Annotated in this window: 28 protein-coding genes and 1 pseudogene; 8 read left to right on the top strand and 21 right to left on the bottom strand. The window is 62.4% G+C overall.

What is annotated here, in order from left to right; genetic code table 11:
• Positions 1 to 517: 517 nt before the first annotated feature.
• The 8 genes from aroQ to FHW92_RS08690 all read right to left on the bottom strand — a co-directional run bounded on the left by aroQ (position 518) and on the right by FHW92_RS08690 (position 6,292).
• Positions 518 to 952 (bottom strand): type II 3-dehydroquinate dehydratase, encoded by a 435-nt coding sequence (gene aroQ / locus FHW92_RS08725; RefSeq protein ID WP_168602842.1) that lies wholly within the window; start codon positions 950 to 952, stop codon positions 518 to 520.
• Between the two features lie 8 nt (positions 953 to 960).
• Entirely contained in the window at positions 961 to 1,785 is an 825-nt protein-coding gene (gene aroE / locus FHW92_RS08720; protein WP_168602841.1) for a shikimate dehydrogenase, read from the bottom strand.
• A 23-nt stretch (positions 1,786 to 1,808) separates the two neighbouring features.
• The gene (locus tag FHW92_RS08715) at positions 1,809 to 2,417 is read right to left on the bottom strand and encodes an EthD family reductase (RefSeq protein ID WP_168602840.1); all 609 of its coding nucleotides are present in this window, start codon (positions 2,415 to 2,417) and stop codon (positions 1,809 to 1,811) included.
• Positions 2,418 to 2,429: 12 nt separating this feature from the next.
• On the bottom strand, positions 2,430 to 3,143 hold the full coding sequence (locus FHW92_RS08710; protein WP_168602839.1) for an SDR family oxidoreductase: 714 nt from the start codon (positions 3,141 to 3,143) through the stop codon (positions 2,430 to 2,432).
• 73 nt (positions 3,144 to 3,216) lie between these two features.
• On the bottom strand, positions 3,217 to 4,443 hold the full coding sequence (locus FHW92_RS08705) for a CoA transferase (RefSeq protein WP_168602838.1): 1,227 nt from the start codon (positions 4,441 to 4,443) through the stop codon (positions 3,217 to 3,219).
• Entirely contained in the window at positions 4,440 to 4,901 is a 462-nt protein-coding gene (locus FHW92_RS08700) for a MaoC family dehydratase (RefSeq protein ID WP_168602837.1), read from the bottom strand. Before FHW92_RS08700 ends, FHW92_RS08705 begins: the two co-directional genes overlap by 4 nt.
• 3 nt (positions 4,902 to 4,904) lie before the next feature.
• Positions 4,905 to 5,306, bottom strand: a complete 402-nt coding sequence (locus FHW92_RS08695; protein WP_168602836.1) for a VOC family protein — start codon at positions 5,304 to 5,306, stop codon at positions 4,905 to 4,907.
• Positions 5,303 to 6,292: a ketopantoate reductase family protein gene (locus FHW92_RS08690; RefSeq protein WP_168602835.1), complete on the bottom strand. Its 990-nt coding sequence runs from the start codon at positions 6,290 to 6,292 to the stop codon at positions 5,303 to 5,305. The genes FHW92_RS08695 and FHW92_RS08690 overlap by 4 nt, the downstream gene beginning before the upstream one ends.
• A gap of 72 nt (positions 6,293 to 6,364) precedes the next feature.
• Between FHW92_RS08690 and FHW92_RS08685 the strand changes: the two genes are divergently transcribed.
• Complete coding sequence (locus FHW92_RS08685) at positions 6,365 to 7,285, top strand: LysR family transcriptional regulator (RefSeq protein WP_168602834.1); 921 nt, start codon at positions 6,365 to 6,367, stop codon at positions 7,283 to 7,285.
• Between the two features lie 784 nt (positions 7,286 to 8,069).
• The gene (locus FHW92_RS08680) at positions 8,070 to 8,297 is read left to right on the top strand and encodes a hypothetical protein (RefSeq protein WP_168602833.1); all 228 of its coding nucleotides are present in this window, start codon (positions 8,070 to 8,072) and stop codon (positions 8,295 to 8,297) included.
• Positions 8,298 to 8,496: 199 nt separating this feature from the next.
• On the opposite strand, the gene FHW92_RS08675 is transcribed toward FHW92_RS08680, so the two are convergent.
• Positions 8,497 to 9,684: a GGDEF domain-containing protein gene (locus tag FHW92_RS08675; RefSeq protein ID WP_168602832.1), complete on the bottom strand. Its 1,188-nt coding sequence runs from the start codon at positions 9,682 to 9,684 to the stop codon at positions 8,497 to 8,499.
• 291 nt (positions 9,685 to 9,975) lie between these two features.
• Positions 9,976 to 11,151, bottom strand: a complete 1,176-nt coding sequence (locus FHW92_RS08670) for a PepSY-associated TM helix domain-containing protein (protein WP_168602831.1) — start codon at positions 11,149 to 11,151, stop codon at positions 9,976 to 9,978.
• Between the two features lie 87 nt (positions 11,152 to 11,238).
• Here FHW92_RS08670 and FHW92_RS08665 point away from each other — a divergent pair, with 87 nt between their 5' ends.
• Positions 11,239 to 13,311 (top strand): TonB-dependent siderophore receptor, encoded by a 2,073-nt coding sequence (locus FHW92_RS08665; RefSeq protein ID WP_168602830.1) that lies wholly within the window; start codon positions 11,239 to 11,241, stop codon positions 13,309 to 13,311.
• Between the two features lie 348 nt (positions 13,312 to 13,659).
• Here FHW92_RS08665 and FHW92_RS08660 read toward each other — a convergent pair whose 3' ends face one another.
• From FHW92_RS08660 to FHW92_RS08640, 5 genes are all read right to left on the bottom strand, one after another.
• Positions 13,660 to 14,412 carry a DNA-binding domain-containing protein gene (locus FHW92_RS08660; RefSeq protein WP_168602829.1) on the bottom strand — a complete coding sequence of 251 codons (753 nt, stop codon included), beginning with the start codon at positions 14,410 to 14,412 and terminating at the stop codon, positions 13,660 to 13,662.
• Positions 14,403 to 15,248: a DUF692 domain-containing protein gene (locus tag FHW92_RS08655; RefSeq protein ID WP_168602828.1), complete on the bottom strand. Its 846-nt coding sequence runs from the start codon at positions 15,246 to 15,248 to the stop codon at positions 14,403 to 14,405. The genes FHW92_RS08660 and FHW92_RS08655 overlap by 10 nt, the downstream gene beginning before the upstream one ends.
• Before the next feature lie 75 nt (positions 15,249 to 15,323).
• Positions 15,324 to 15,584 (bottom strand): hypothetical protein, encoded by a 261-nt coding sequence (locus FHW92_RS08650; protein ID WP_168602827.1) that lies wholly within the window; start codon positions 15,582 to 15,584, stop codon positions 15,324 to 15,326.
• A gap of 83 nt (positions 15,585 to 15,667) precedes the next feature.
• Positions 15,668 to 16,309, bottom strand: coding sequence for a DUF1109 domain-containing protein (locus FHW92_RS08645; RefSeq protein WP_168602826.1), 642 nt, complete (start codon positions 16,307 to 16,309; stop codon positions 15,668 to 15,670).
• Entirely contained in the window at positions 16,306 to 16,845 is a 540-nt protein-coding gene (locus FHW92_RS08640; protein WP_168602825.1) for a sigma-70 family RNA polymerase sigma factor, read from the bottom strand. The genes FHW92_RS08645 and FHW92_RS08640 overlap by 4 nt, the downstream gene beginning before the upstream one ends.
• 161 nt (positions 16,846 to 17,006) lie before the next feature.
• On the opposite strand from FHW92_RS08640, the gene FHW92_RS08635 reads away from it, so the two are divergent.
• The 4 genes and pseudogenes from FHW92_RS08635 to FHW92_RS25700 form a co-directional block, all read left to right on the top strand.
• Positions 17,007 to 17,285: a DUF2282 domain-containing protein gene (locus FHW92_RS08635; protein WP_168602824.1), complete on the top strand. Its 279-nt coding sequence runs from the start codon at positions 17,007 to 17,009 to the stop codon at positions 17,283 to 17,285.
• A gap of 58 nt (positions 17,286 to 17,343) precedes the next feature.
• Entirely contained in the window at positions 17,344 to 17,775 is a 432-nt protein-coding gene (locus FHW92_RS08630) for a DoxX family protein (protein ID WP_168602823.1), read from the top strand.
• Between the two features lie 215 nt (positions 17,776 to 17,990).
• Entirely contained in the window at positions 17,991 to 19,157 is a 1,167-nt protein-coding gene (locus tag FHW92_RS08625) for an FAD-dependent oxidoreductase (protein ID WP_168602822.1), read from the top strand.
• A 31-nt stretch (positions 19,158 to 19,188) separates the two neighbouring features.
• Positions 19,189 to 19,302: pseudogene (locus FHW92_RS25700) on the top strand (AraC family transcriptional regulator); the annotation flags it as partial.
• Between the two features lie 142 nt (positions 19,303 to 19,444).
• On the opposite strand, the gene alkB reads toward FHW92_RS25700, so the two are convergent.
• The 5 genes from alkB to FHW92_RS08595 form a co-directional block, all read right to left on the bottom strand.
• Positions 19,445 to 20,089: a DNA oxidative demethylase AlkB gene (alkB, locus tag FHW92_RS08615; RefSeq protein ID WP_168602821.1), complete on the bottom strand. Its 645-nt coding sequence runs from the start codon at positions 20,087 to 20,089 to the stop codon at positions 19,445 to 19,447.
• The gene (locus FHW92_RS08610; RefSeq protein ID WP_246870008.1) at positions 20,076 to 20,909 is read right to left on the bottom strand and encodes a 2OG-Fe(II) oxygenase; all 834 of its coding nucleotides are present in this window, start codon (positions 20,907 to 20,909) and stop codon (positions 20,076 to 20,078) included. Before FHW92_RS08610 ends, alkB begins: the two co-directional genes overlap by 14 nt.
• Before the next feature lie 110 nt (positions 20,910 to 21,019).
• Complete coding sequence (locus tag FHW92_RS08605; RefSeq protein ID WP_168602820.1) at positions 21,020 to 21,964, bottom strand: NAD(P)-dependent oxidoreductase; 945 nt, start codon at positions 21,962 to 21,964, stop codon at positions 21,020 to 21,022.
• 57 nt (positions 21,965 to 22,021) lie between these two features.
• Positions 22,022 to 22,648 carry an oxidoreductase gene (locus FHW92_RS08600; protein WP_246870007.1) on the bottom strand — a complete coding sequence of 209 codons (627 nt, stop codon included), beginning with the start codon at positions 22,646 to 22,648 and terminating at the stop codon, positions 22,022 to 22,024.
• A gap of 148 nt (positions 22,649 to 22,796) precedes the next feature.
• Positions 22,797 to 23,126, bottom strand: a complete 330-nt coding sequence (locus FHW92_RS08595) for a nuclear transport factor 2 family protein (protein WP_168602819.1) — start codon at positions 23,124 to 23,126, stop codon at positions 22,797 to 22,799.
• A gap of 114 nt (positions 23,127 to 23,240) precedes the next feature.
• On the opposite strand from FHW92_RS08595, the gene FHW92_RS08590 reads away from it, so the two are divergent.
• Complete coding sequence (locus FHW92_RS08590) at positions 23,241 to 24,134, top strand: LysR family transcriptional regulator (protein ID WP_168602818.1); 894 nt, start codon at positions 23,241 to 23,243, stop codon at positions 24,132 to 24,134.
• A 333-nt stretch (positions 24,135 to 24,467) separates the two neighbouring features.
• Here the strand turns inward: FHW92_RS08590 and FHW92_RS08585 are convergent, their stop codons facing one another.
• Positions 24,468 to 24,710 carry a hypothetical protein gene (locus FHW92_RS08585; RefSeq protein WP_168602157.1) on the bottom strand — a complete coding sequence of 81 codons (243 nt, stop codon included), beginning with the start codon at positions 24,708 to 24,710 and terminating at the stop codon, positions 24,468 to 24,470.
• Between the last annotated feature and the right edge of the window lie 2 nt (positions 24,711 to 24,712).

Raw genomic sequence — 24,712 nt, 5'->3', positions numbered from 1 at the left:
GCTGGAGGTATTTTGCGAAGTTACGCCGGAAGCTCTTTGGCCCTCCCGCTGATTGAGACGGCAACGTGGGGCCTGCAAGCTTTTGCTTCTTGCATGCCTGCCCGTTACGTGATCGCGTAACGGGCTTGATCGAGGAGCATTTGTCCGAATTGAATGATTGCTGTAGCTCACGCCCCAAAAACGGTCGTTCAGCGACATGATCTGGGGCATTGGAACCCGTCGTTCATTCACCGTCGTCGGGCGACACCTTAACGCCGTGGCTTAGGACAAAAACGCCGTTCGTCAGCAGCGTAGCCAATGGTAGCTTGATCCCCAAACCGGCTATTTCAAGGTCAACCAGAAAATTTCTGCAACGGGATGATAAATACTTTGGCCATTTCCTCGAGAAAAATTTATTCACGCATCGGAGTGCGGAACAACAACAAGCAGAAAATTAGAAGCAATATCCGGCGCGTTGCCGATTCCCGTCAGGGAATGTCATCTAGATGCGAATAGTCCGCTATTCGATGTACATTTTTTATGCGCTTTTTGACAGAGCGACATGACGTAAAGCCAGCAGATACCCGTGGGTGCCAAAACCGCCCATCACTGCATCGGCGCGCGCCGAGACATAGGAATGATGTCGAAATTGCTCGCGCTTGTGAACGTTGGAGATATGCACCTCCACCACCAGCCCTTCGAAGGTGTTGAGCGCATCGAGGATCGCCACCGACGTGTGGGTGAAGGCTGCCGGATTGATCACGATGGCACCGGCTTCCTCGCGCCCCTCATGAATCCAGTCGATGATCTGGTGCTCGGCATTGCTTTGCAGGAAGCGGGTGGTCAACCCCAGCTCCGCCGCCAGATCGGCGCAGCGCTTCTCGACATCGGCGAGCGTTTCGTGACCATAGATATGGGGCTGGCGGCGGCCCAGCAGGTTCAGATTGGGGCCGTTAATAACATAAGTCAGCATGGAAAACCTCAGTTCAGGGGGATGGTAATGGCGGCGATGACCTCGGCGGTGTCAGGCCGTACGCCGCGCCACCAGGCGAAGGCTTCGGCGGCCTGTTCGGCCAGCATGCCCACGCCATCGGCAGCGGCGAGAGCGGGGCGCGCCTGCCGGGCAAGGCGCAGGAACGGCGTAAGCCCCTTGCCATAGGCCAGTTCATAAGCCAGCGTCGCATGGGTGAAAGCGTCCGCGCTGATCGGTGGCAAGGCGCCGGTCAGGCTGGCTGAGGTGGCATTGACCACCAGATCATAAGCACCCGCCGCGATGGTATCGTAACCGCCTGCCGAGATGGTGCCATGGGCGCTGCCGATGCGGGCCAGTTCCTCGGCTCTGGCCGGCGTGCGGTTGGCGATATGCAGGCTGGCGGGCCGCTGCGCCATAAAGGGAAGCAACGCCCCCCGCGCCGCGCCGCCCGCGCCCAGCAGCAGAACGCGCTTCCCCGTGATTGCCTGCCCCAGATTGACGGTGATGTCGCGCACCAGACCCACGCCGTCGAAATTTTCGCCCTCCACCCCGCCTGCGCCGAAGCGCAAGGCGTTGACGGCGCCGGCCATCTGCGCGCTGGGGCTGGTGGTGTCGGCATAGGCAAAGGCGTCCAACTTGCAGGGAGCCGTGATGTTCAGTCCCTTGCCTCCGGCTGCACGAAAGGTTTCGGCAATTTGCGTAAAGCCGCCTTCGGGTACAAGGATCTTCTCATAAACGATGCCCTGCCCGGTGGCCTTGGCGAACATGCCATGGATCAGGGGCGATTTGGAATGGTCGATGGGATTGCCCAGCACGGCATAGCGGTCGGTCATGCACAGATCCTTGTTGGCGAATATCAAACGAAACGCACGGTTCTCACGCGGAAGATGGCGGCTTTCAGAGTGCCGGCCTGCGTGATGGCGATGATCTTGCGCGCCGCATGGTCGGCGGCCCCGGCATCGCGATAATGCAGATGCAGAAAGCTCTGCGCGGGCTGTGGCGGGGCCATGTACGGCTTGGCGATCAGCGCGGTGACATCGTCGCGGATCAGCGCCAGCGGGTTCAACGCCGCGATTTCATCCACCACCCGCGCAGGGTTGCCGCCGCCCAGCGCAACGATCAGCTTGTTGCCGTCCTGCGCTTCCCTCAGCCCGTCATCCCCCGCCAGCGCATAGCCCGATCCATGGCCGAGAAAATGGGGCTCATCGGCTGCCATCGCATGAGCGGCGGGGCTGGTGAAGGCCAACGCCATGGCCTCGGGACTGTCGAAGCGCAGTTCGACAAAGCCATCGGCGCGCAGGAGGGGAGCGACCGGCGGGGCAAACTCCTCCTCGACATGGTTCTGCACATAGCCGCGCAGGCCTGGCAGGTCGGCGATGAAGCGCCCATGGCGCAGCCACCCTTGCGAGAACTGCGCCCTCGTATCGCCCTCGCGCCGGACCAGCACCGACATCCTTTTGAACATGGCTCCGCTCCCTCAGGCGATGGAGGCGCCGCCGTCCAGCGTGACGATGGTGCCGGTGGCATAACCCGTGGCGGCCAGCAGCAGCAGTTGGCGCGCAATATCCTCGCCTGTGCCCACACGGCCCGCCGGATAGGTGGCGCCCACCCGGGCGTACATGGCGGCCTGATCCTGCTCGCTCAGATGCGACCACATCCCGCCTGCGACCACCGCCGGAGACACCGCGTTGACCCGTACCGGCTTGAGCTCCAACGCCAATCCCTGCACCAGACTTTCCAGCGCGCCATTGATCGCCCCCATCAGCGCGCGTCCCGCCACCGGCCGCGTCGCCAGAAAGCCCGCGACCACCGAGAGCGATCCACCCGGTGCGATCCGTACCGAGCTGGCCAAATGGTAAAAGCCCCAGAACTTGCTGTTGAAGGCTTGAAGCGCATCACCCAGCGGGAGGTCGCGCACCGGCGCGATCTTTACGTCCGAGCCGGTAACGATGACATGGTCCCACTCGCCCGAGGTGTCGAAAAAGCGGGCCACATCGGCATCACACGTCAGGTCCAGCACCGCCGTCTGCGCTCCATGGCCAATCTGCGCCGCTCCCGCTTCCAGCCTTCGTGTTGAGCGCGAAGCAATCGTCACCTGCGCTCCCAATTGCGCGGCAAGAACCGCCGTCGCGAGACCGATGCCTGAACTGCCTCCCGCCACCAGAACGCGTTGATCCGTGAAATCGAGCATGTTTTTCTCCCAATTGCCGGCCTGCTTTCAACACACCTGCCTCACGGCGGCGATGGCTCTGCCTGCACCTTTTTCAGGTCGATGGTGCCGCTTTCTCGGCGTAAAGCACTCCGTCGGCCTCCATGGCGGCAATGGCCTGCGCGTCGAAACCCAACTCGGCGGCGATGGCCGCATTGTCCTGCCCCAGCAGCGGGGCCGAACGGGTGGGCCTGGTATCGGCATCGGCAAAGCGATAGGGCAGATTGCAGGCCTTGATCGGTCCCAGCACCGGATCGTCGAGATCAACGATCATATCGCGCGCGATGATTTGCGGGTCGGCCAGCACCTGATCGATGGTCTGAACCGGGGCGCAGGGAATGCCCGCCGCCTCCAGCGCGGCAATTGCGGCCTGCTGGCCCGCCTGTGCCTCGACCCACGCGCTCACCATCGGCAAAATCTCCAGCCGGTGGCTATTGCGGCCGGTCGCCGTGTGGAAACGGCTGTCCCCTGCCAGAGCCTCGCCGCCGATCAGCCGCGCCAGCTTCACCCACGCATCGTCGACCTGCGCCGCGATCACCAGATGGCCGTCATGGGCGGAGAAAATGCCGTAAACGGTTGAATTTGGCATGTCCGCCCCGGTCTGCCGAGGCAACACCGCGCCGCCGGACATCACATATTCCTGCACCGCATAATCATGGATCGAAACGGTGCAGTCATAGAGGGACAGGTCGATATGCGTGCCCTTGCCGCTGCGCGTGCGGCCATAGAGCGCGGCACAGACCGCCGCCACGCCATGGGTTCCGGCATACATGTCGGCAATCGAGACGCGCAGCAGCGGCGGCGGCGCGCCGGGCACGCCCAATTGGGCCAGCAGGCCGCTTTTTGCCTCTGCGATCAGGCCAAAACCGGCCTTCGCGGCATCGGGACCGGTATGGCCATAGGCCGAGACCGAGCAATAGATCAGCCCCGGATGGCGGGCCGACAGTTCCTCATAGCCCAGCCCCAACCTGGTCAGCGCACCGGGGCGGTAGTTCTCGACAAAGACATCGGCGCTGGCGATCAGGCGGCGCATCAGTTCGGCGCCGCGCGTGTCTTTCATATCCACGCAAAGCCCGCGCTTGCCCATGTTCTGCTGGATGAAATAACCGCTGCGCCCATCGCGGATATAGGCGTGGCTGCGCCCGGCGTCGCCGGAACCCGGGCGTTCGACCTTGATGACCTCGGCGCCCATCGCGGCAAGGCTGCGCGAAAGATGCGGCCCGGCCAGAAAATGCGAATAATCGATCACGCGGATGCCCGCGAGGGGAAGCGGGGCGCTCACCGGCCATTCTCCCGAGGCGCGAGCGGTATCATCAGGCGGTGCTCCCCGGCCTGCACCACCTCGCCATGCTGGTTCACCAGTTCGCTGGGCAGGATTACAATGCCCCAGCCCGGGCGGCTGCTCGACCGGCGCTTCGATCCGACGTGGAAGCGCACGCGCACGCGGTCGCCCAGTTTGATCGGCAGGATGAATTTCCATTCCCAGCCCAGCGACATGCCGGGCACGAAGCGCATCTCGGCCTGCGTTTTTAGCCCATCCGCGATGGAAAGGCCGAACAGGCCATGCGCCACCCGCGTACCGAAAGGCGTGGTGCGGGCATAATCCTCATCGGTGTGAACGGGGGTATGATCGCCGGTCAGATCGGCATAAGCCATCACCCGCGCCTCGGTGACTTCGTACTCATGCGTTTCGCAGGCATCGCCGATGGCACATTCGTCCCAGTAGAGTTCGCGCGTCACGGTTTATGCCTTTCGCGGGTCGATGGAGAGGGCGGCATCCACGCTGCCGGGCGCCGCCTGGATCAATTCGAGCTCGAGCCCATCAGGCAAAGCGATCCAACCCTTGCCCTGGGGCAGGTCGCGCACATTCCAGCCGCCGGCCAGGGACAGCGCCAAATCGAGATCGTCGACCATAATGCCCAGATGGGCGAGGCGCTCCCCAGAGGCCTCAAAGGTGGGATCGGCCATCAACTGAATGCCACCGACAGTCCAGAACTGGCGCGGGTCGGCGATGGTGCCATCCACTTCACGCATGGTCATGCCCAGGACGTCATGGAAAAAGGCGATGTGCCAGTGGATATCCTTCACGCGGATGGCGACATGTTCAACATAGGCGCGGGCCGTCTGGGCGGCGTTTTCGCTCATTGGCGCTCTCCCGAAGGGCAATCGATGGTGGTGAAGGCGGCACTGTTTTCCACGCCATGGATGCAGGCGGCCAGCAGGCGGTTGACCGGCGTTTCAACGCCCAGCGCCTCGCCCGCGCGGACGACCGCGCCATTGATGAAGTCGATCTCGCTGCGGCGTCCTTTTTCCAGTGTCTGCAGCATGGAGGTGCGGAAATCCTCGGGCAGATTGGCGCCGGCCATGGCCCATGCCTCTTCGGGCGTCCTGATCGAGAGGGCTATGCCCTTGGCCTCGGCCACATTCATCGCCTCGGCCACTGCGGCAAAGGCGGCGCGGGCAAGATCCCTGTCGGCATAGATCTCGCCATAGGTCATGCGGGTAAGAGCCGTGAGCGCCCCGGTGGCGACATTGATCAGCAACTTGTCCCAGATCGCGCCGGACATGTTGTCGCTGGCCTCGCAAGGCACGCCATGGGCGCTCAGCTGCCGGGCCAGATCAAGGCAGCGCGGGCTCAGTCCGCCCGCGATCTCGCCGATGATGCTGCGCTTCCCCGCGACGGTGGCCTGAACGATGCCGGGGGCCAGCATCACGCCGCCCGCATAGGTCTTGCCGCCGATCACACGCTGGGCACCGAAGATCTCTGAAAGGAGGACTTCCTGCCCGAGGCCGTTCTGAAAGGAGACGATGACGGTATCGGCCCCGGCAACAGCAAGGGCATCGCGCGCGACATCAGCCGTGTCGGCCGATTTGCAGAGGACGATGATCATATCGACCGGCTGCCCGGCGATGGTCCGGCAGCTTTGCGTGACATTCGGGCGGGCCACGATCTCGCCATCGGGCGAAACCAGCGCCAGTCCCTTGGCCGCGATGGCCGCGCAATGGGCTGCATTGCGGGTGACAAGCCAGACATCTGCGCCATGGGCCGCCAGCGTGCCGCCAAGAGCCGATCCCAAAGCGCCCGCTCCGGCAATGACAATGCGGGGGGCAATGATGCTGGAGGTGTTCATGGCCTCTGGCTAGAGCGTGCGCCAGCCAAAGGCCATTCTATCAACCTTATATATGGTATAGGATCGACCTATATGGATTCCCTGCTCACCACCCTTCAATTGCGCATACTTCATGAGATGCTGCGGCTTGGCAGCGTCAGCGCCGTGGCCGAGGCGCTGGATATCACCCAGCCCAGCGTCTCGCTGCATCTGCGCAATCTGCGCCGCCTGCTGGACGATCCGCTCTTCGTGCGGGCGGGCAACGGACTGGTGCCGACCGGGCGCGCCCTGACCCTGCGATCGCCGGCACAGGCCGCCCTTGACGCCATTGCGGCGGTTTCGCGTCCCACAGGTCCGATTGATCCTGCCACGCTTCAGCGCAGTTTCCGCATCGCCATGACCGACGCCAGCCAGGTGACGCTGCTGCCGCAATTGCTGGCGCACATGCACAGCCATGCGCCCCATATCACGATTGAGGTCGAACTGCTGGGACGCCACACCTATGCCGGTTTGGGCGAAGGGCGGATCGATCTGGCGCTGGGCTATATTCCCGAACTGGGCAGCGGCATCGTGCATCAGCGACTGTTTTATCAGGATTGGGTGTGCCTGGCCGCGCAAGATCTGCCTGCCGATCCGGCGGCCTATGCAAGCGCCCACCATGTGGAGGTGACATCGGGCACGGGCGCGAGGCTGCTGCATGATGCCCTGGCTGCCCGGCATATCGAACGCCGGGTGATGGTGAGATTGCCGGGTTTTCTGGGGCTGGCCGCCGTGCTGACCCAGACCGATCTGGTCGCCACGCTGCCGCGTCATACGGCCGGCGTGCTGGCGCGGCAGAACGGCCTGACCATCGGTGAATGCCCGATCTCGGTGGATGGCTTTGCGGTCTGCCATTACTGGCACGAGCGTGTGGGGTCTGATCCCACCCATCGGTGGTTGAGAAGCACGGTCCACGCATGCCTTGCCTTTGACGGAGTGGTTGGGGCCTCCCCTCAAGAGCTGCAGGTACCATAACACCAATGAGTTGATCTGAATCGGGCCCACTGTTCGAGTTTCAAGTACTGAGGAAGTCGCTTGGCGACGTCCCACTAGCCGCCGCAACCCTCTGGTTCCAAACCAGATGCGCTATAGCTTTTAATGGCCGCTATTGCCAATCTGTCGCCTGTAAGCCGACCTTCCGGACTGTCCGCAGTTGCAGCCACGACCCTCTGCTCCCAAAGCAGATGCGCTATCCAGCTGAACGAAAGGCAATTCGGAGCGCTTCCAAAACCAGAGCTGCCCTTCCGGATCGTCCGCCCTTGCAGCCATTCACTCCGACAGGCATTTCTTCGCAAAGAGGTTACGAGATGGAAATGACACGCACAGCTTGGCCGCATCTGATCAAACAATCAGCCCATGAGTTATTCGAACAGGTACGTCCAAGGCTTGAAGCAAGCAAAATTTGCACGACTGCCATAGAAACATGGACGAACTGACGGCATAACAAGCCATTCAGATTAACTCGCTTATTGCACGCTTTGGCGCAGTTTTTACCATTTCGGGCATCGAACCGCCGAACAGTATTTGGCTGTTGGTATACTCGCGGGCAATAAACATTTCAACAATGCAGCAATCTTCTGAAAATTAGCCTAGAATCAAATTCATTCGATCCCGTCCCCAGCACCATTTACTTCCAAGCACATTCTAGACCGTCTGAGGACATTGGGTAACGGCGGAATTGCGCCATTTTTGCTGGGTCACCGGTCCATCGAAGTCTTTCGCTCTACTTTACCTCGCGCAGGGTTTGCCAAGGGCTTTGGTGGAAGATGTCATTCGCGACCGTTTTCTGGGCCGCCAGCGTCGTGTGCTCCTCAAGGACGACATCGAACATCTGGTGGCCGCGAGTATGGCGGCTCTGGCCCCGCTCAAGCTTCTCTACCCGCGCACCAGCGGGGCCAGCCGTCTTGGTGTTCCACCAATGCCCAATGCGTTGCGATCTACGACCGGGCAATTCCTCGCACGCTGGCTCCCGTCTGGAAGGTCGTAGAGCTTGTTTTCCGGGCAAGCCTGATTCCCGCGCTCCCGCGCCCGATCGCCGGAATAGGCCGGAGATTCGGCCTGCAAACGCGAACACCGCGTAATTGATACAGCCCCTCTCTTGGATGGTACGAGGCCGCATGAACACTTCAACACAAGACGGTTTGCGATAGGCTGTGTTGGCGGCGCGGGTGACCGGCCCTATATTCCTAGACCGTCAGCCTGCCGTCCACCCGAACACAGTCACGTCCCCCGCTCTTGGCCTGATAAAGAGCCCTGTCCGCCCGTTCGAGGCAGGAGGCCAGCAGATCGCGGGGGCCGACCTCCACCGCTCCCACGCTCATGCTGGGCATTTCAAAACCCAGAACTTCCATATCGTTGGCACCGGGCAAGCGGGTGCGCAGACGGTTCAGCAAATCGCCGACTTCCTCACCCGTCACGCCGGGCAGCAGCATCACAAACTCCTCTCCGCCGGAGCGCGACAAAAGATCGCCTTCACGCAAGGCACCCCGCAGCCGGCGAGCGAATTCAACCAACACCCGATCCCCCGCTTGATGACCGAAACGATCGTTGATGCTCTTGAAATGGTCAAGATCGGCGATCGCCACGCAGACCGGCAAGCCATGGCGGCGGCATTGCGCCTTGATCCGACGTGCCGCTTCCTCGAAACCACGGCGGTTGAGCAGACCGGTCAGCGGATCGACAATCGCCAACTGCCGCAACTCGTGGGCCAGATCCTCGGCCAGCAGGAAGAGCGCAAACAGGCCGATGCCCGTCAGGCTGGCCGGAACCCCCAGCAGATAGAAAGCACGATAGGGATCCATCGACATGCTCCCCCACGGAACAGTCAGGACGCCCAGCACCGTCAACACGGCGAAAAAGCCGGCGAACAGCGCCATCATGGCTTGCGTCACCCGACCTGCAGAAAGGCCCTCGCCAGACCCTTTGCGCAAGCTGTCGATGCCTAGGATCAGCATGACCGTGACATAGCTCGTCACCAATGGACGATGCATTGGATTGGCCGGAAAACCCAAAATAAGAGCGAAGCTGGCCACTGCGACGATTGCGAGAAAAACACTGATCCAGCGTGCTTCGTGCAGGCCGCTGCGTTCGCGAAAGCCCAGCGCGATCAGCGTGGCGCCACCCAGCGAGCCCATGGTCGCCATCACCGTGATAAGAACGTGATCGCCCGAGGTAAGCAGGCGGACCGCCATAAGCGTATGGTCGAAGGTGATGAAGAGAAAGGCCGTGCCCCACAGGATGGCATGACGCGCACGGCCAAAGCGCCAGAAAGCGGCAAGCAGAGCGATGGCGAGAAACAGGCTGGTGGCAGCAACACCGAAAGTAGCCAGGGCAGAAACGATCATGAGGGCCTTATAGCAAAATGCATAAGTCATTTCACTTAGTATGGGTAATTTTCCATCTGAGCGGGTAACCTGCCAGCAGTCCTGATTGCCGACCGATGTCTCACCCTCCGCACCAAACGGGAACGATGGTTTTTGGTGGTGATGTTGGTCGCGCCCGACCCTGTTCCGTCGTTGCGCTGGCTGAGCGCACCCGTGCTGCCAGGGCCACGGATTGGGGCGACCGTTTTGCGAGGATTGGGTGAGGAACAGTTCAGCGAGGGAACCAGTTGCGCATCCTCGATACGGCGCCGGGCGGCGACCATATCCCTCCTTCGACATTGCTCAGGAGGATGCCGATGCCAGATCTGTCGCGGCCTGATTGGCCAAACGCCTGGCCCTTCCCTTGCGTTTGCTGCGTTGGCGCGCCAGCCAGAACCAAAGGCCGGTCACAGCAAAGAATGGCAGGCTCAAGCTGGTGATGAACAGGATGATCCGCCCGCCCATGCCAAAGAACGCGCCGCGATGGATTTCAAACATGCCAGCCATCACACGCTCGCCCGCCGGACGCCGGGCGTAAAAGTCAGCGCTCAGGACCTTGCCGGTTGCGCCATCCACGACCACCGCATCATCGGCGCGATTGTGCCTTGCCCCCTGCGGCAGGGCGCGAAACCGCAAGGCCGCGCCCTTTTCCGGCACGATCAGCGTGATCCTGCCATAAGCATGGCCTGAGGTGGCCTTTTCGAACCCCTGCCAGCCCAGCGCGAAATCGGGCTGCCCCTTGGCCTTCACCTTCTCTGCGCGCTCGCCGCCCAACAGCGATTGAACGCCATTGCGATACCATTCGAACGACCACCACAGGCCGGTCAGCGCGCTCAGCAGATAGACCGTCATCATGACTCCGCCCAGCAGCAGGTGCAGTTCCCGCCACCACCAGCGGCCCGTTCGCCCGCGCGGGATGGTGAGCCATGCCCGCCAGTCCCGCGGCTTTGACGGCCAGCGCAGATAGAGCCCGCCAAGACCAAGGACGATCAAGGCGATCGCCGCGCTGCCGGTGATGATCCGCCCCGGCCCCTTGCCGTTGCCCGGCATGGCCAGCCAGCGGTGCAGCCGCTCCACCGTGTCAAACAGGGCCGCCGCCGGAAGCGGACCCAGCAGGCGCCCATCGCGCTGATCGAAGAGATAGGTCTCACGCCCCTTTGCCTGTGCTGTTTTATCAACAAAGCTGATGCGGGCGGGAACGGCGGGGTCACTGTCGATCTGCGCGCGCGCGATGCTTCTGCCGGGCTGCGCCATGGCCGCGCGCTCCAGCAAGGCCACCGGCGCCAGTGCAGGCTGCCCGGTATGGAGCGGGACTGGTTTGATCAGCATCGCCTGTATCTCGTCCTGAAACGACATGGCCGCCCCCGTCAGGCCCATCAGAGCCAAAACGAGGCCGAGCGTGAGCCCGAGCCAACCATGCAGCGTAAACAGCCACTTGCGGAAGATAATGCGGAAAGGCGGGCGAATCGATGTGCTCATGGAAATCAGTTATTGCAATCCACTATCAATAGCAATAACTGCCGTCGCGAATTGCCCGTCCGGGGAATTCGCCAAGGGGAATTTTATATGCTGCTTCTCATCGTCGCCGCCAACGTCACCGCCATGACCGAAGCACCCCAGGCCGAGCGCCCGCTCGACGATGACATTGTGGTGACCGGACGCAAGGAGACGCCCTATCGCGCCGAGGTCGTGCAGGTCGGCGCCTTTCGCAACCAGTCGCTGCTCGACACGCCCGCCAATGTTGCCGTTATCACCCGCGCCCTGCTCGACGATCAGGGCGCCAAGGGGCTGGACGATGCGCTGCGCAACACGCCCGGCATTACCCAGCAGTCCACCAGCCCCACCACCAGCAACAATTTCGCCTCGCGCGGGGTGCTGCTCAATGCGCGCACCAATTATCGCCTCAACGGCGCGCTTCAGATCATCAATCTCGGCCCGATCCCGGTGGAAAACAAGCAGCGGGTCGAATTGCTCAAGGGTGTTTCGGCGCTCTATTACGGGCTGAGCACACCTTCGGGCATCGTCAATGTCGTCACCAAACGGGCGACGGATAAGGCGGTGACCAGCTTCTATGTTGATGGCGATGCCGAAGGCAGCATCGGCGGCGGGGTGGATATCGGGCGCAAGCTGGGCGCGGATCAGAGCATCGGCCTGCGCCTCAATGCCTATGGCTCGCATGTGGAAACGCCGATCAACGGTGTGAACGGCTATCGCTATCTGGCCAGCGGCGCCTTTGACTGGAAGGCGAGCGAGAAGCTCTCCTTCAAGCTGGACGCCGAACATTACCGCCGCGCCACCGATGAGCCGGGAGGGATCGCCCTGCCCACGGCGGTCAATGGCACCATCGCCCTGCCCGCCATCCCCGATCCGCATAATCGCTATGCGCCGGTGAATGCGCCCTATCGCACATGGGTGACCAATCTGCTGGGCCGGGCCGATTATCTGCTGGGCGGCACATGGTCGCTGCGCGCGGAAAGCGGCTATGCCAGCACCCGCCGCCAGCGGATGATCGCCAATATCGCCCGTTATAACCACAGCACCGGCGCTGGCACGATCGCGGCGACCTACACGCCCGATCAGGACTATTCCAATCTCTATTGGCGCGCCGAACTGGCCGGGGAAGCCAATACTTGGGGCATCCGCCATGAATTGCTCTTCGGCTATGCCCGCAACCGGCAGGTGCAGGCCGATCAGAACCAGCAATCCTATACTGCTGTGGCGCAGAATCTCTATGCGCCGACGCCCCTTTCGCTGACATCCCTGATCCCCACCACACGGCGGCTGACAGCGGGCAGCGTGAACATCGACACCGGCCTTTATGCGATGGATCAGGCCCATCTGGGCGAAAAAGTGCTGGTGATGGCCGGGTTGCGCCATGTCGATTATCGCACCAGATCAGCCGGCAGTGATTTCGCCCTGCGCACATGGACGCCGACAGGCGCGCTGGTGCTGCGCCCAACGGCTGCCACCAGCCTCTATCTCAGCTATATCGAGGGGCTGGAAAGCGCAGGCACCGCGCCCGACGGCACGAACAACGCGGGCGCCGTGCTGCCTGCGGTGCGCAGCCGCCAGTGGGAAGTGGGCGGGCGGGCGCAGGTGGGCGGGCTGATGCTCTCGCTCGGCTGGTTCCGCATCAACCGGGGGCTGGCCTATACCGACCTTTCAACGAACACCTATATCGTCAACGGGCGCGCGCTGCATCAGGGGATCGAAGCCTCGGTGCAGGGCAATCTGCTGCGCCGGCTTTCCATCGCGCTGGCCGGGCAATATCTGGTCGCCCGCCAGCAGCAGACCGGATCGGCGGCGCAGGACGGCAAGCTGGTGGACAATGCGCCGCGCTGGTCCGGCTCGGCTTTTGTCAACTGGCACCCGGCGCCGCTGCCCGCACTGGGGCTGAATGCCGGGGTCTATTACACGGGCCAGCGTTTTACCGATGTGCTTAATCAAGGCGTTTTGCCCGCCTATGCCACGCTCAGCCTGGGCGCCAGCTACAAGCTGACCCTGCCCGCCGGTCGCGCGATGACGCTGCGCGCCAATGCCGACAATGTGACCGACAAGCGCTATTGGGCGACCGGCGGCAGCACGCTTTATGTCGGATCGGCGCGCACGCTGCGCCTCTCGGCCAGCGTCAATTTCTGAGGATCGATCCGGCGGACTGGTGGCGATCAGCTTCCGTTTCCGCGCCAGCACCGCTGCGCCAAAAGCCGGAAAGGAGAAGTCCGCACCTTGAATCGGCCTGTCAGCGGCAGCACGCTAACCGATGTGCCCTATTCCTTTGCCTGGATTGGCAGCGCCAATTGGCAGCATCCCCAGGGCCGCAAAGGACAATGGCATGCCGACGCGACATTTTCGGCCGTGACGGACCGCCGCAATACGCTGAAAACAGGCAATCTCTGCTCGCTCGGCCTTGGCATGGACCGCGCTTTTTCCGCGCTGCCCTTTCAACTGACCTTTACGGTCTCTGTGCCCCTCTTTTGCATTTGGGCATTAGGCTTGCGTCACAGCGATCAAACCATCGCCGATCCAACGCGCCAACCATTGCCCGATGGCAAGGATGCCTTCTTCCTCACCCCATCGGGCGACCGCCTGTTCACATATTTGTCCAAAAAGCACAGGGCCGCAGATGAGCAACGTCAGCATGGCGGCCTCATCCCCATCAATCCTGCGCAAGCGGCACATCTCTTCCTGACGCCAGACCAGCACAGCGCTTGCCTTCTGTTGCTCCTGAGCGACAGGTGGCACCTGCCCTTCGGCCAGCGCCATCCAGATTTCGGCGGCATTGGTGTCGAGCGGCAGGATCGCCAACGCCGGAATGACCTTTAGCCATGCCGCGTCCCAATCCAAGCCTGCCATCTGTGCGGGCTTCATAGCCATCGCATCCGCCGCCACAAAGGCCTGCGAGAGCGCCAGTTCGATTCGCGCCAGTTCGCCAATCTCGCGATCATTCGGAAATTGCGCGCTCAGGCTGGCAGGCAGGCCGTCTGCATAATCATCCAGTGTCCAGCTATGCGGGGGAATGCGGTCAATATGGTGCGCGGCGGCGGCGCGAAAATCTGCTTCGCCCATCCACGCCATGGTTTGCGGATAGGTTTCCACCAGACAGGCCATCAGGCTGGCGCGGTAATTGTTCTGGTAAATCGCCAGCCCTGCGGCGCGGCGCAGCGGCAGGCTTTGCGCCCCATCCTCATCACCGTCGGCCAGCCAGTCCAGAAAGGCGCTCTGCAAGGCGCTCAGGCGCATGAGGCAAGCTCCTCCATGGCGATGGCCCGTGCCACATCCAACTCGGCCAGCAATTCGGGCAAAGGCGGAATATTGTCGTCCCGCTCGATCATCACGGCCGCATAGGGCGCCCGCGCCAAAGCCAGGCGCAACAGCGCCCAGACCGGGTCCGGCACAGCCTGATCATGCGTGTCGATCAACCCGTGGCGCCCCTGTGCATGGCCGGCCAGATGGATCTGCTCCACCGCCTCATAGGGCATGGCGGCCAGATAGTCGGCCGCGGAAAATCCGTGGTTCACCGCGCTGACATGGATGTTGTTGACGTCCAGCAACAGGCCGCAGCCGCTGCGTGCCACGACGGCGGCGAGGAAGTCCCACTCGCTCATCTCATCATGGGAAAAGGCGACATAGCTCGACGGGTTCTCGATCAGCATCCGGCGGCCCAGCGCATCCTGCGCCCGCGCGATATTGGTGCAGACCACATCCAGCGTCTCGGCCGTATAGGGCAAGGGCAGCAAATCGTGGGAATTATGCGCGCCATAGCGGGTCCAGCACAGATGGTCGGAGACGATACAAGGCTGGATCTCATCCACCAAAGCGCGCAGCCGCGCCAGATAGTCCCCCCGCAACCCATCGGCCGACCCCACCGACATCGACACGCCATGCAGCGCCACCGGATAATCGGCCCGCACCCGGCGCAGGATCTCACGCGGGCGGCCACCGGCCACCATGAAATTTTCCGAGATCACCTCGACAAAATCGACCGGCACACCGCCGCTCAGAAAGTCCTGATAATGCGGGCGGCGCAGACCTAATCCGAAACGCGGGCGGGGTTGGGCAGCCGGAATGAAAGGCATGGCGGACATCCTGATCCGAGGAGGGAGTGCGGCCTGTCGCCCATTGTGCGACAGGCCGACAGGCCGTGGTTTGCCTTACTTCGGCGCGGTCAGGCTGCCGCCCGCCTTCACGCAGGCCGCCTTGGTCATATGCTTGAAACCCTGACCCTTGCAGTCATTCTGGCCCTTGCAATCATGGTTGCCGCTCTTGCAATCCGACGTCCCCTTGCAGGAGTTGACGCCGTAACAGGCCACCTGCGCGCCATGCGCGGCAAAGGCGGGGGCGGCTGCAACGGTGCTCATCGCGATGACAGCGGCGGCGGCGGCAAAGCTGATCTGGCGGGTGGTGGGGTTCATGGCATATCTCCGATAGGTTCTGCCGGAATGGCATATTCTATTCGGGCGGCGCGCGCCGATGGTTACAGGGGCCGCGCGAAATATCACCAGCGCAGCAAACGCGGCCCCAACAGCGCGCCCCCGGCCGCAGCGGCAGCCATGCCCAGCGTGTACCATGTCAGCACAAAGATCGCCGCGCTTTCCGGGCAATGCAGGCAATAGAGCGTCGCCCCCCATGCCCCCGCCGTCAGCCCCGCCGTGGCCCCCGCCAGCCGCAAGCGCGTGGGCGCCAGCCGCCGGAAAGACCACAAAAGCCCGCCAAAGATGGGCAGCGAAAGCAGGAACACATTGGTCGAGCAGACCTTCCAGCTCATCCCCAGCCACATGGCCAGCCATTGGGACGATGGCACCGAGGCCAGTTCCTGCACGCTGATCACAACCAGCCCCAGCACCGGCAGACAGGCCAGCCACAGCCACCCCGCCACCCCCGCATCGGGCCGCGCCAGCCGCAACGTGGCCAGCGTGGCGCAAAGCGCAAGGCTGCCGGTGTAGAGCCATTTGACCCAGAACATGCCGCCATGCATGGCCGGCCAGAGGTCTGCGCGAAAGCCCAGCCCCAGCCCCACCAGAACCAGCGTGACCAGCCCACCCGGCAACAGCCCGGCGATCAGCCGCCGCAACAGACCATGGCGCGGCACCGGCGGCACATCGGCGGCCAGCGCGGAAATGAGATCCTCGGTCTTCATAGCAAACTGTCCTTGACCCGCTGCGCCAGAGCCTTGAGCCCGCGATGCACGGAAACCTTGATGTCGGATTCGCCCAGATCAAGTTTTGTCGCGGCCTCGGCGGTGGAAAGCCCGTCGATCCGCGTGGCGCGGATGGCGGCGGCCTGTTTTTTGGGGATCGTTTCCAGCAAGCGCTCGACATCGGCGACGGCATCGCTGGCCTCGGCAAAGCCCTCGACGGCAAGAATATCCTCCAGCCCCTCAATGGTGCAGGTACGCCCGCCTTGACGGAAATGGTCGATCATCTTGTAACGCGCCACGGCAAAGAGCCAACTGGTAAAGGGCCGCGCCACATCATAGGTCGCGCGGCGGGTATGGACCGCGATCAGGGTCTCCTGCAACAGGTCCTCGATCTCATCCTCCTGCGCGCTCATGCGGCGGCGATAAAAACCGCGCAAAATCGGCACCAGCGCGCGCAGCAATTGCCCATGGGCGGCGCTGTCACCGGCAAGGCCCATCACCATCCACTGTTTCAACGCCTCTTCACCCGGTTGCATAGAGCCTCCCCAAGGGGCCATTCGGTGCGGACATCCATCCGGTTACACCAAGGCACGGCAGCGCGCGAAAATATTTCATCTGTAACCGGGCGCGTGGCCGCCACGAATAGCGGGGCATGGACCGGACGCTGATTGCCCGGCCCTTTTCAGGAGGACACAGCATGCCCAGCCATTCCGCCACTACTGCCTCGATCGCTGCGTCGCTCGCGATCGCCTTGGCCGCCGTCGCAACTGCCCACGCGACGGACGCGCCCAAGACCGAGAAATGCTATGGTGTGGCCAAGGCCGGCAAGAATGATTGCAAGGCCGGCGCAGGCACCAGCTGCGCGGGCACATCCAAGACCGATTACCAGGGCAATGCGTGGAAGCTGGTGAAGGCAGGCACCTGCACCGGCATCAAGACGCCCAAGGGCAACGGCTCGCTGACCCCCAAGGCCTGAAGCCTGCTGTTGCCCGCTCTGCCCCGACGGAGCGGGCAGCCAGTTCGGAGATGCCCCAATGAAACCGCTCTTCAAGCTTTCCGCCCTTCCCCGACCGCTGACCGATGATCTGCTTCTGCTGCTGATGCGGCTGGGGATTGCGCCGGTCTTTTTCCTTTCGGGCCGGACAAAGGTCGAGGGCTGGTTCACCCTGACCGACGCCACTTTCGACCTGTTTCGGACGGAATATGCCCTTCCGCTCCTGCCCCCGGTTCTGGCCGCATGGCTGGCGACGATTGCCGAGCATCTCTTCTCCACCCTGTTGGTGCTGGGACTTGGCACCCGGATCGCAGCAGCGGGACTGCTCGGCATGACGGCAGTGATCGAGATTTTCGTCTATCCCGATGCCTGGCCCACGCATCTGAGCTGGGCGGCCCTGCTGGTCCCGTTGGTCCTGCGCGGGGGTGGGCGCTTCGCGCTGGACCGGTTCGTTGGCCAACGGGCTGTGTGAGCAACCGCCGCCGAGCCGGCCATTCCCAGCTCGGATTGATCCGTCGGAACCTGATCTTCGTTCTTTGACGCATTGTGAACCGATAAAGGTGGCTTCAGGGCTTGTCGTCATGTTCCCAATCATAATCGGCTCATAACATGCTTCAGCGTCGGGATTTCCTATCCGCCTCCGTAGCCACCCTTGCCGCACCCGCCCTGACCGGCGCCGCAGATGCCATGCCGGCGATAGGCAACGCTCTTCCCGATGTGGCGGTTGTCGGCGCGGGCGTGTTCGGCGCCTTTGCCGCATTGACCCTGCGCGAAAGGGGGCAGCGGGTCGTTTGTCTCGATCAATATGGCCCGGTCTCGCCTCGCGCCTCCTCCTCCGGAGAAACCCGTTCGATCCGCTCGGGCTACGGAGCGCAGGCCTTCTATTCGGCATGGTCTGCCAAGGCTTTGGCCATGTGGCGGATGCGCGAGGCCGAATTCGGGCGCAAGCTGCTCTATCCCTCGGCGCGGATCGAACTGACGGATCACTGGACCGAGACCATGATTGCGCAGCGCAAGATCTTCGACGATCTGAAGCTGCCTTACGAGATTGCCTCGCGCGATGAATTGCGCCGCCGCTTTCCGCAAATGAATTTCGACGATGTTGATTTCGCCTTTGTCGAAACGGCCGCCAGTTCTGTGCTGGTCAAGGCGCGCGAGGCGGTGCTGGCGGCGGTCGAGCAATTCGAGAAAAAGGGCGGCCAGATGCGCTTTGCCCGCGCTGTGCCGGGTGAAGCACAAGGACGCCGCCTGCTGTCGCTCAAACTGGATGGCGGTGATACCCTTTCGGCGGGCAGCTATGTTTTTGCTGTAGGGCCCTGGGCGGGCAAATTGATGCCCGCCATCGCCACCCCCCGCATCAACGTCTATCGCAGCGAATATCTCTATTACGGCACGCCGGCCGGCGATCCGCGCTATTCATGGCCGCATCAGCCGCTCTGGCATGACCATATTCGCGGCGGCTGGGGCTTTGGCAGCATTGAGCGCGGCCTCAAATATTCCGTCGCTCCCGGGCCGCGCCTGGCCATGGATCCCGACACCGCCGAACGCCTGCCGCGGCAGGAACTGATCAAGGCCAGCCGCGCCTATATTGCCGCGCGCTTTCCCGCCCTTGCCAACGCGCCCATCATGGAAAGCCGCGTCTGTCAGGTGGATGATGCCAACACCACCAACTTCCTGATCGATCGCCATCCGGATTTCGACAATGTTTATCTGGCTTTTGCCGGTGGCGGGCATGGTTTCAAGCATGGTCCGCTGGTGGGCAGTTATGTGGCGGATCTGGTGACGGGCCGCCCGGTTGATGCTGATGCGCGCCGCTTGTTTGAACTTGTTTCGCATCCGCCGCAGCCCGGGTGATACGCATAAACACCCACCCATCAAAGGCAATGAAGCCGCCTCGACAGGCTTTGCCGTTGGCTATGAAAGCGCCTCGCAATTCGACCGCGACTATCGGCGCCTGTTCGGCCAACCACCCGGCCGCGATGCCAGTGCGATCAGGCAAGGGGCAAGGGGCAACTGCCAATCTCGAAGCCTAAGGCCATCCTCAAAGGCGACGTTCCAGACACCTTTCGTAGCCGTGGAAAGCATCCCTTCATCCGTGCAAAGCGAGGATTAAGCCCTCCAGCAAATCCGGCGTGGTTCAGTCACCGGGTCTTTCGAAAGGTCAGGTTGTAGCGCATCGCGCCGGTGGAGGGGTGATCTGCGTCCTTGAGCTCATCCACACCGTGGAAGACCAAACGCGACGGACCGCCCCAGACGACCACGTCCCCATGGAAGAGCCGGTGACGCGCAGGACGGTCATTGCGCTTATGACCGCCCCACAGGAAGGTGGCCGGCAGGCCCAGCGACACCGAGACGATCGGCGCGTCACGATCCCGCTCGTCCCTGTCCTGATGAAGGGAAAGGCGTGATCCGACGACGTAGCGATTGACGAGACAAGCGTCCGGTACGAACCCACCAAAGCCGAGGGCGTCGGCAGCGCGGTTCGCCAGGTCGAGAAAAAGCGTCGGCAGGTCAGGCCATGGCAGTGCTGTCACAGGGTCGATCGCATCATAGCGGTAGCCCGACCGATCCGACACCCAGCCCCACGCGCCGCAGTTGAACATGGCCACAGACATGGCCTTTCCACCGCGCGTTTCCATGTGGCGGAAGGGTGACAGGACAGACATCCGTTCAATATGCGCGATCAAGGCGTCGGCCGCGTCGAGGGCAAAACGGCTCAAAATCGCGGCGCCCGGCCCAAGCTCCACGTCACGCTTTTCGTCGGCGAACAGATCAGCCTGCATCATGGAAGATAATCCCCAGCGTATGTCGCTTGCCCGAACGCAGCTTGCTGACACCATGGCGCAGGGTGACGCGATAGTCACCTTTCATGCCGCGCTGCGGGCGGATGTTCACGGCAAACAGGACCCCGTCCCCCTTGCCCAGAGGCACGACCGCCGGGCGCGATTGCATGCGCGGCCGCTGCTCGGTCAGCACGAACTCACCCCCGGTAAAATCCTTGCCGGGCTCGGACAGCAGGATGGCGACCTGCAAGGGAAACACATGGTCGCCATAAAGATCCTGATGCAGGCAATTATAATCCCCTTCCCCATACTCCAGCAGCAGCGGCGTCGGGCGCCTCTGCCCAGCCTCGTGACATCGCGCCAAGAAAGCAGCATGATCGGCAGGAAATCGGGCATCGATCCCCATCCGCTCGTGCCAGCCATTGGCGATCGGCGCGATGCGCGAATAAAGAGCCGTACGCGCCGCTTCGACCAGAGAAGGCAAGGGATAGGCAAAATAGCGATACTCGCCTTTGCCGAAGCCGTGGCGTGCCATATGGATGTGAGATCGAAACGCCGCCGTCGGACCGTAAAGCCCGACCATGGCATCACACTCTCCGCCATTGAGGAGGCCGGGCAGGATGGCCCAGCCTTCCTGATCGAGGCTCTCAGCGATGGCTTGCCAGTCATAGTCGGCGATGCGCGCACCAACGCGGGCCAGATCATCATCGGAAAGTCCGGTGAGGCCATGAAACTGGCTCGGGTCAAGCCCGAGAACACGGAATGTCATTGGCAGAACTCCTTGCAGAAAGCCTGTCATGGCAGACAGCATCGGAGCGAGCATCCCGATCCTTGCGATCAAATTACTGTTTCAATCAGATGGCAGGAAGCAGATTTGGAATTCAGCGCACTTGCCGCCAAAACAGCGCTTCCCGGCCCAAAACCGCACCAGCCTTATTCCTTGGGGGACACATAGTCCGGCTCATGGGTGAAGGGCATTTCAGAGCCATCGCGCAATGCGGCGAGAATATCGGAAAAGCTGGTCGAGCAACGAAAGCCGAGCCGTTGTTCGGCATGGGAGGCATCATAAACGCGCCCAATGCCGGTTGGCAGGCTCCACCCGCGCGCGGCATAGAGATCCGCCGCGTCCGGGAACTTCTCCAGAATGGCATACACGGCATTGCTTTTGAGTTGGCTTACATCCTCGCGCGCAAATGGCGTGGGGGCAGAGATGATGAACGTGTCGAACCCGATGTCGGGCGCGCGGTCGAGCGCGGCAAGATGGGCGGCGGCCGCATCCTCAACCGTCAGGCGCCGATTGAGGAATTCATTGGCTTTCAGATTTTCGCCCGAAAGATGGGTGTGCGTATCGTCATCTTCGGGAAAAAACCGCGCCGTGCGCAGCACCACACAAGGCAGGCCGCGCTCACCGGCATACAGGCGGCACAGGCCTTCGGCGGCAAGTTTGGTCACGCCATAGATATTTCGCGGCGCAAGCGGCCCGACCTTCTCGTCAAGCCAGACGGCGGCGTCACCCGTTTCATCGCGAATGGCCTGGTTGATCATCAAGGATGTCGTCGATGTGAAGACAAAGCGGTCATGACCTGCCGCTGCGGCCGCTGCCAGCAGGTTAAGCGTGCCGGTGACATTGACATCGATGAAAGCCTGTTCGGAATAACGGGCTATGTCCGGCTTGTGGAGCGCTGCGGCATGAATGACGGCCTCGATCCCACGGCCAAAAACCTCGCGCACAACGCCGGGATCAGCGACCGAACCTATATGATCGGTGTCGGGCCCTTCTGCCACATCCAGCCCGGTGACACGATGACCCGCCGCACGAAGGCGCGGAGCAAGAAACCGGCCAAGCCAACCGGAGGAGCCTGTCAAAAGAACGTGCATGGCTGGAGAGGGCTAACAAGCGCAGGCCATGGTGTCAAAACCATCCTCACCGCTCTTTCAAACGGTCGGTATCGTGCCGCCGTCGATGATGTGTTCTGTTCCGGTGATGCTGGCCGCCCGGTCAGAGGCCAGAAATGCAATCAGGCTGGCGACTTCTTCGGGTGACGACGGCCGCCCGATCGGGATGCCGCCCAGCGATTCCATGATCCGGCGCCTGCCTTCCTCCATGCCGCCGCCGCTCTCATCGCCCAGCCTTCGTGCCAGTTCGATGGCGGCCTCGGTTTCGATCCAGCCGGGAGACACTCTCACGACCCGAACGCCGTGTGGGGACACCTCCCTGGCAAGGCTCTTGCTGTAGGTCGATAATGCGGCCTTGGCGGCGGCATAGGCCGTCGTTGCCTCGGGCAACGGCAACCGGCTCTGGATCGAGGTGACATGGACCACCACGCCGCTGCGCCGGGCAACCATGGCCGGCACCAATGCGCGATCCAGCCGCACCGCCGGGTAAAGGTTGAGATCCAGTTCTCCGGCCCATGCGGCATCGTCAAGCGCGGCAAAGCCACCGGCGGGGCGGAGGAACCACCCAGCATATGGACAATGATATCGGCTACCCCAAGCCGTTCCTGTACGGCCTGCGCCAGCTTGCCGGTGCCATCGGGTGTTGTCAGGTCGGCGATGATGCATTCATCGGGCACCGCATCGGCGGGGCAGCTTCTGGCACAAGTCAGAACCTGTGCGCCCAACTGACGAAAAAGACGGACGGTTGCCGCGCCCGCCCCGCGCGTGCCCGACGTGACCAGCGCCCGTTTGCCGGCCAGCGTGAGGAAGGTCGTCATGGCGCGATCTCCAGGCTTGCGATCTTGTCCCCATCAAGCGTGAAGCGATAGCGCAGGTCGATGGGGCTGCCGGGGAAATTGCCCACCAGATGCGCGGTCACAACCCTTGCCTCGCCATCCTCGGCCAAGGCGAAAGGTTGGGCGGCATAGCTGTATTTTGCGGAAGCAGCCGCTTTCCACTGCCGGATCGCCTCGCGCCCAGTGTAGGTCTGGCGCTCATCGCGCACGACAGCATGTTCGGCGAAAACCTCACCGATGTCAGCCCCATCCGATGATTGATCCGCCGCGAAATAGCGGGCGATGGCCAAAGGCAGTTCGATGTCCATTTCATACTCCTGGCAAAAAGTGAGCGCATCAGCGCCGACCGATCAAACTTAGGGCTGGACCATCATTGTGATAACAGGGATAAAGCGGGATGGACTGTTGCGACATTGAGGATAATGACTGACCCGGCCCTCACCCGATTGAACAGCGTGCTGGCCATCGCCCAACGCGGCTCCTTCCGCGCGGCAGCCACGGAACTGGGCATGTCGACCACCGCGTTGAGCAACATGATCGCCAGGCTGGAGCGGGAATTGGGCGTGCGCCTGTTTAACCGTACAACACGCAGCGTCGCGCTTACCGATGCGGGCCTGACCTTTGTTGAACAGGTGGGGCCAGCGCTGCGAACCATTCACGACGCGATGGAAGGGGTACGCTCGCAACAGCAGACCCCGTCGGGCACGCTGCGCATCAATGCTTTCGCCTCCGCCGCCCGCGAGATTTTCGCCCCCTTGCTGCTGGAATATATGCGGTGCTATCCGCGCGTGCATGTCGATCTGGTGACCGAGGGACGGCTGGTGGACATCGTGGCCAACGGTTTCGATTTTGGCGTGCGCAGCCGGAATTTGGTGCCTACGGACATGATTGCCATCCCGCTGGGCCCCTCGCGCCGCCATGTCGTGGTGGCGACATCGGCCTATATTGCCAATAATGGGCGGCCTGATGTCCCTGCCGATTTGCTGCGCCACAGTTGCATCCGCATCCGGCTGCCCGATGGGGGGCTGTATCGCTGGCGCTTCGAAAGGGATGGCGAGCCGGTTCACATCGACGTGACCGGCCCCATCACGCTGGATGAAGCCAGTCTTGCGCGCATGGCGGTGCTGGCCGATGTCGGGATCGGCTATTTCATGGAGTCCGACGTACAGCAGGAACTGGAGGACGGACGGCTCTTGCGCCTTTTGACGGAGTGGACACCGGCTTTGCCGCCCGTCTGCCTGTATTACCCCCATCGCAAGAATTCTCCGGCCGCCGTCAGGGCCTTCATCGATTTGGCGCGCAAAATGGCAGGCTGAGACCTTTCGCCCTCAGAACGGTCCTTTATGTATCCCGTTGGTAGCGGCCAAATTTGACGTTCGTTCAGGCAAGGCGCCCGGAAACCTCGGCGAATCCAACGAGCGCATGGTTCCAAAATCGGGTTGGCGGGCCTGGGAATTGCTCCGGCAAATCTCGCAGGACGAAACGCGCATCGGGTTGTTTCAATCGCGCCAGCCACCGATCAAGCGGCAGATCAGCCAAAGCCGCGCCGCAAAGCACAGCTTTGGTCCCATAAGAACTCGGGCCGTAGTCCTCGCCCGCCTCAGCCTCGTCCCAAGTCCGCATCTGTTCGAACCACAGGTCGAGACAGTTTATGACGGCCTGCCGCTCATGAAGGCCGCCAGTTTTGCCACAGTTTGCCGAGCGCTGTTGTTCAGGAAATCGACCATCGACAGGTTTTCACGATCGGGAAAATCTTCGTCGGGCATATCGGGAAGAATTTCAGGAGGCTCAAAAAAGGGATCCTCCGCTGGCGTGGGGACAACCGGTGCCTCCGGCGGCACTTGCGGAGGGATAACCTCGGGCAATGGAAAAAATTCGGGTTGAGTTGCCATGA

This window comes from Novosphingobium sp. SG707 (assembly GCF_012275515.1).
Taxonomy (GTDB): Bacteria; Pseudomonadota; Alphaproteobacteria; order Sphingomonadales; family Sphingomonadaceae; genus Novosphingobium.
Note: the sequence above shows the minus strand (reverse complement) of the source record. Positions and strands in the feature narration are given on the sequence as shown.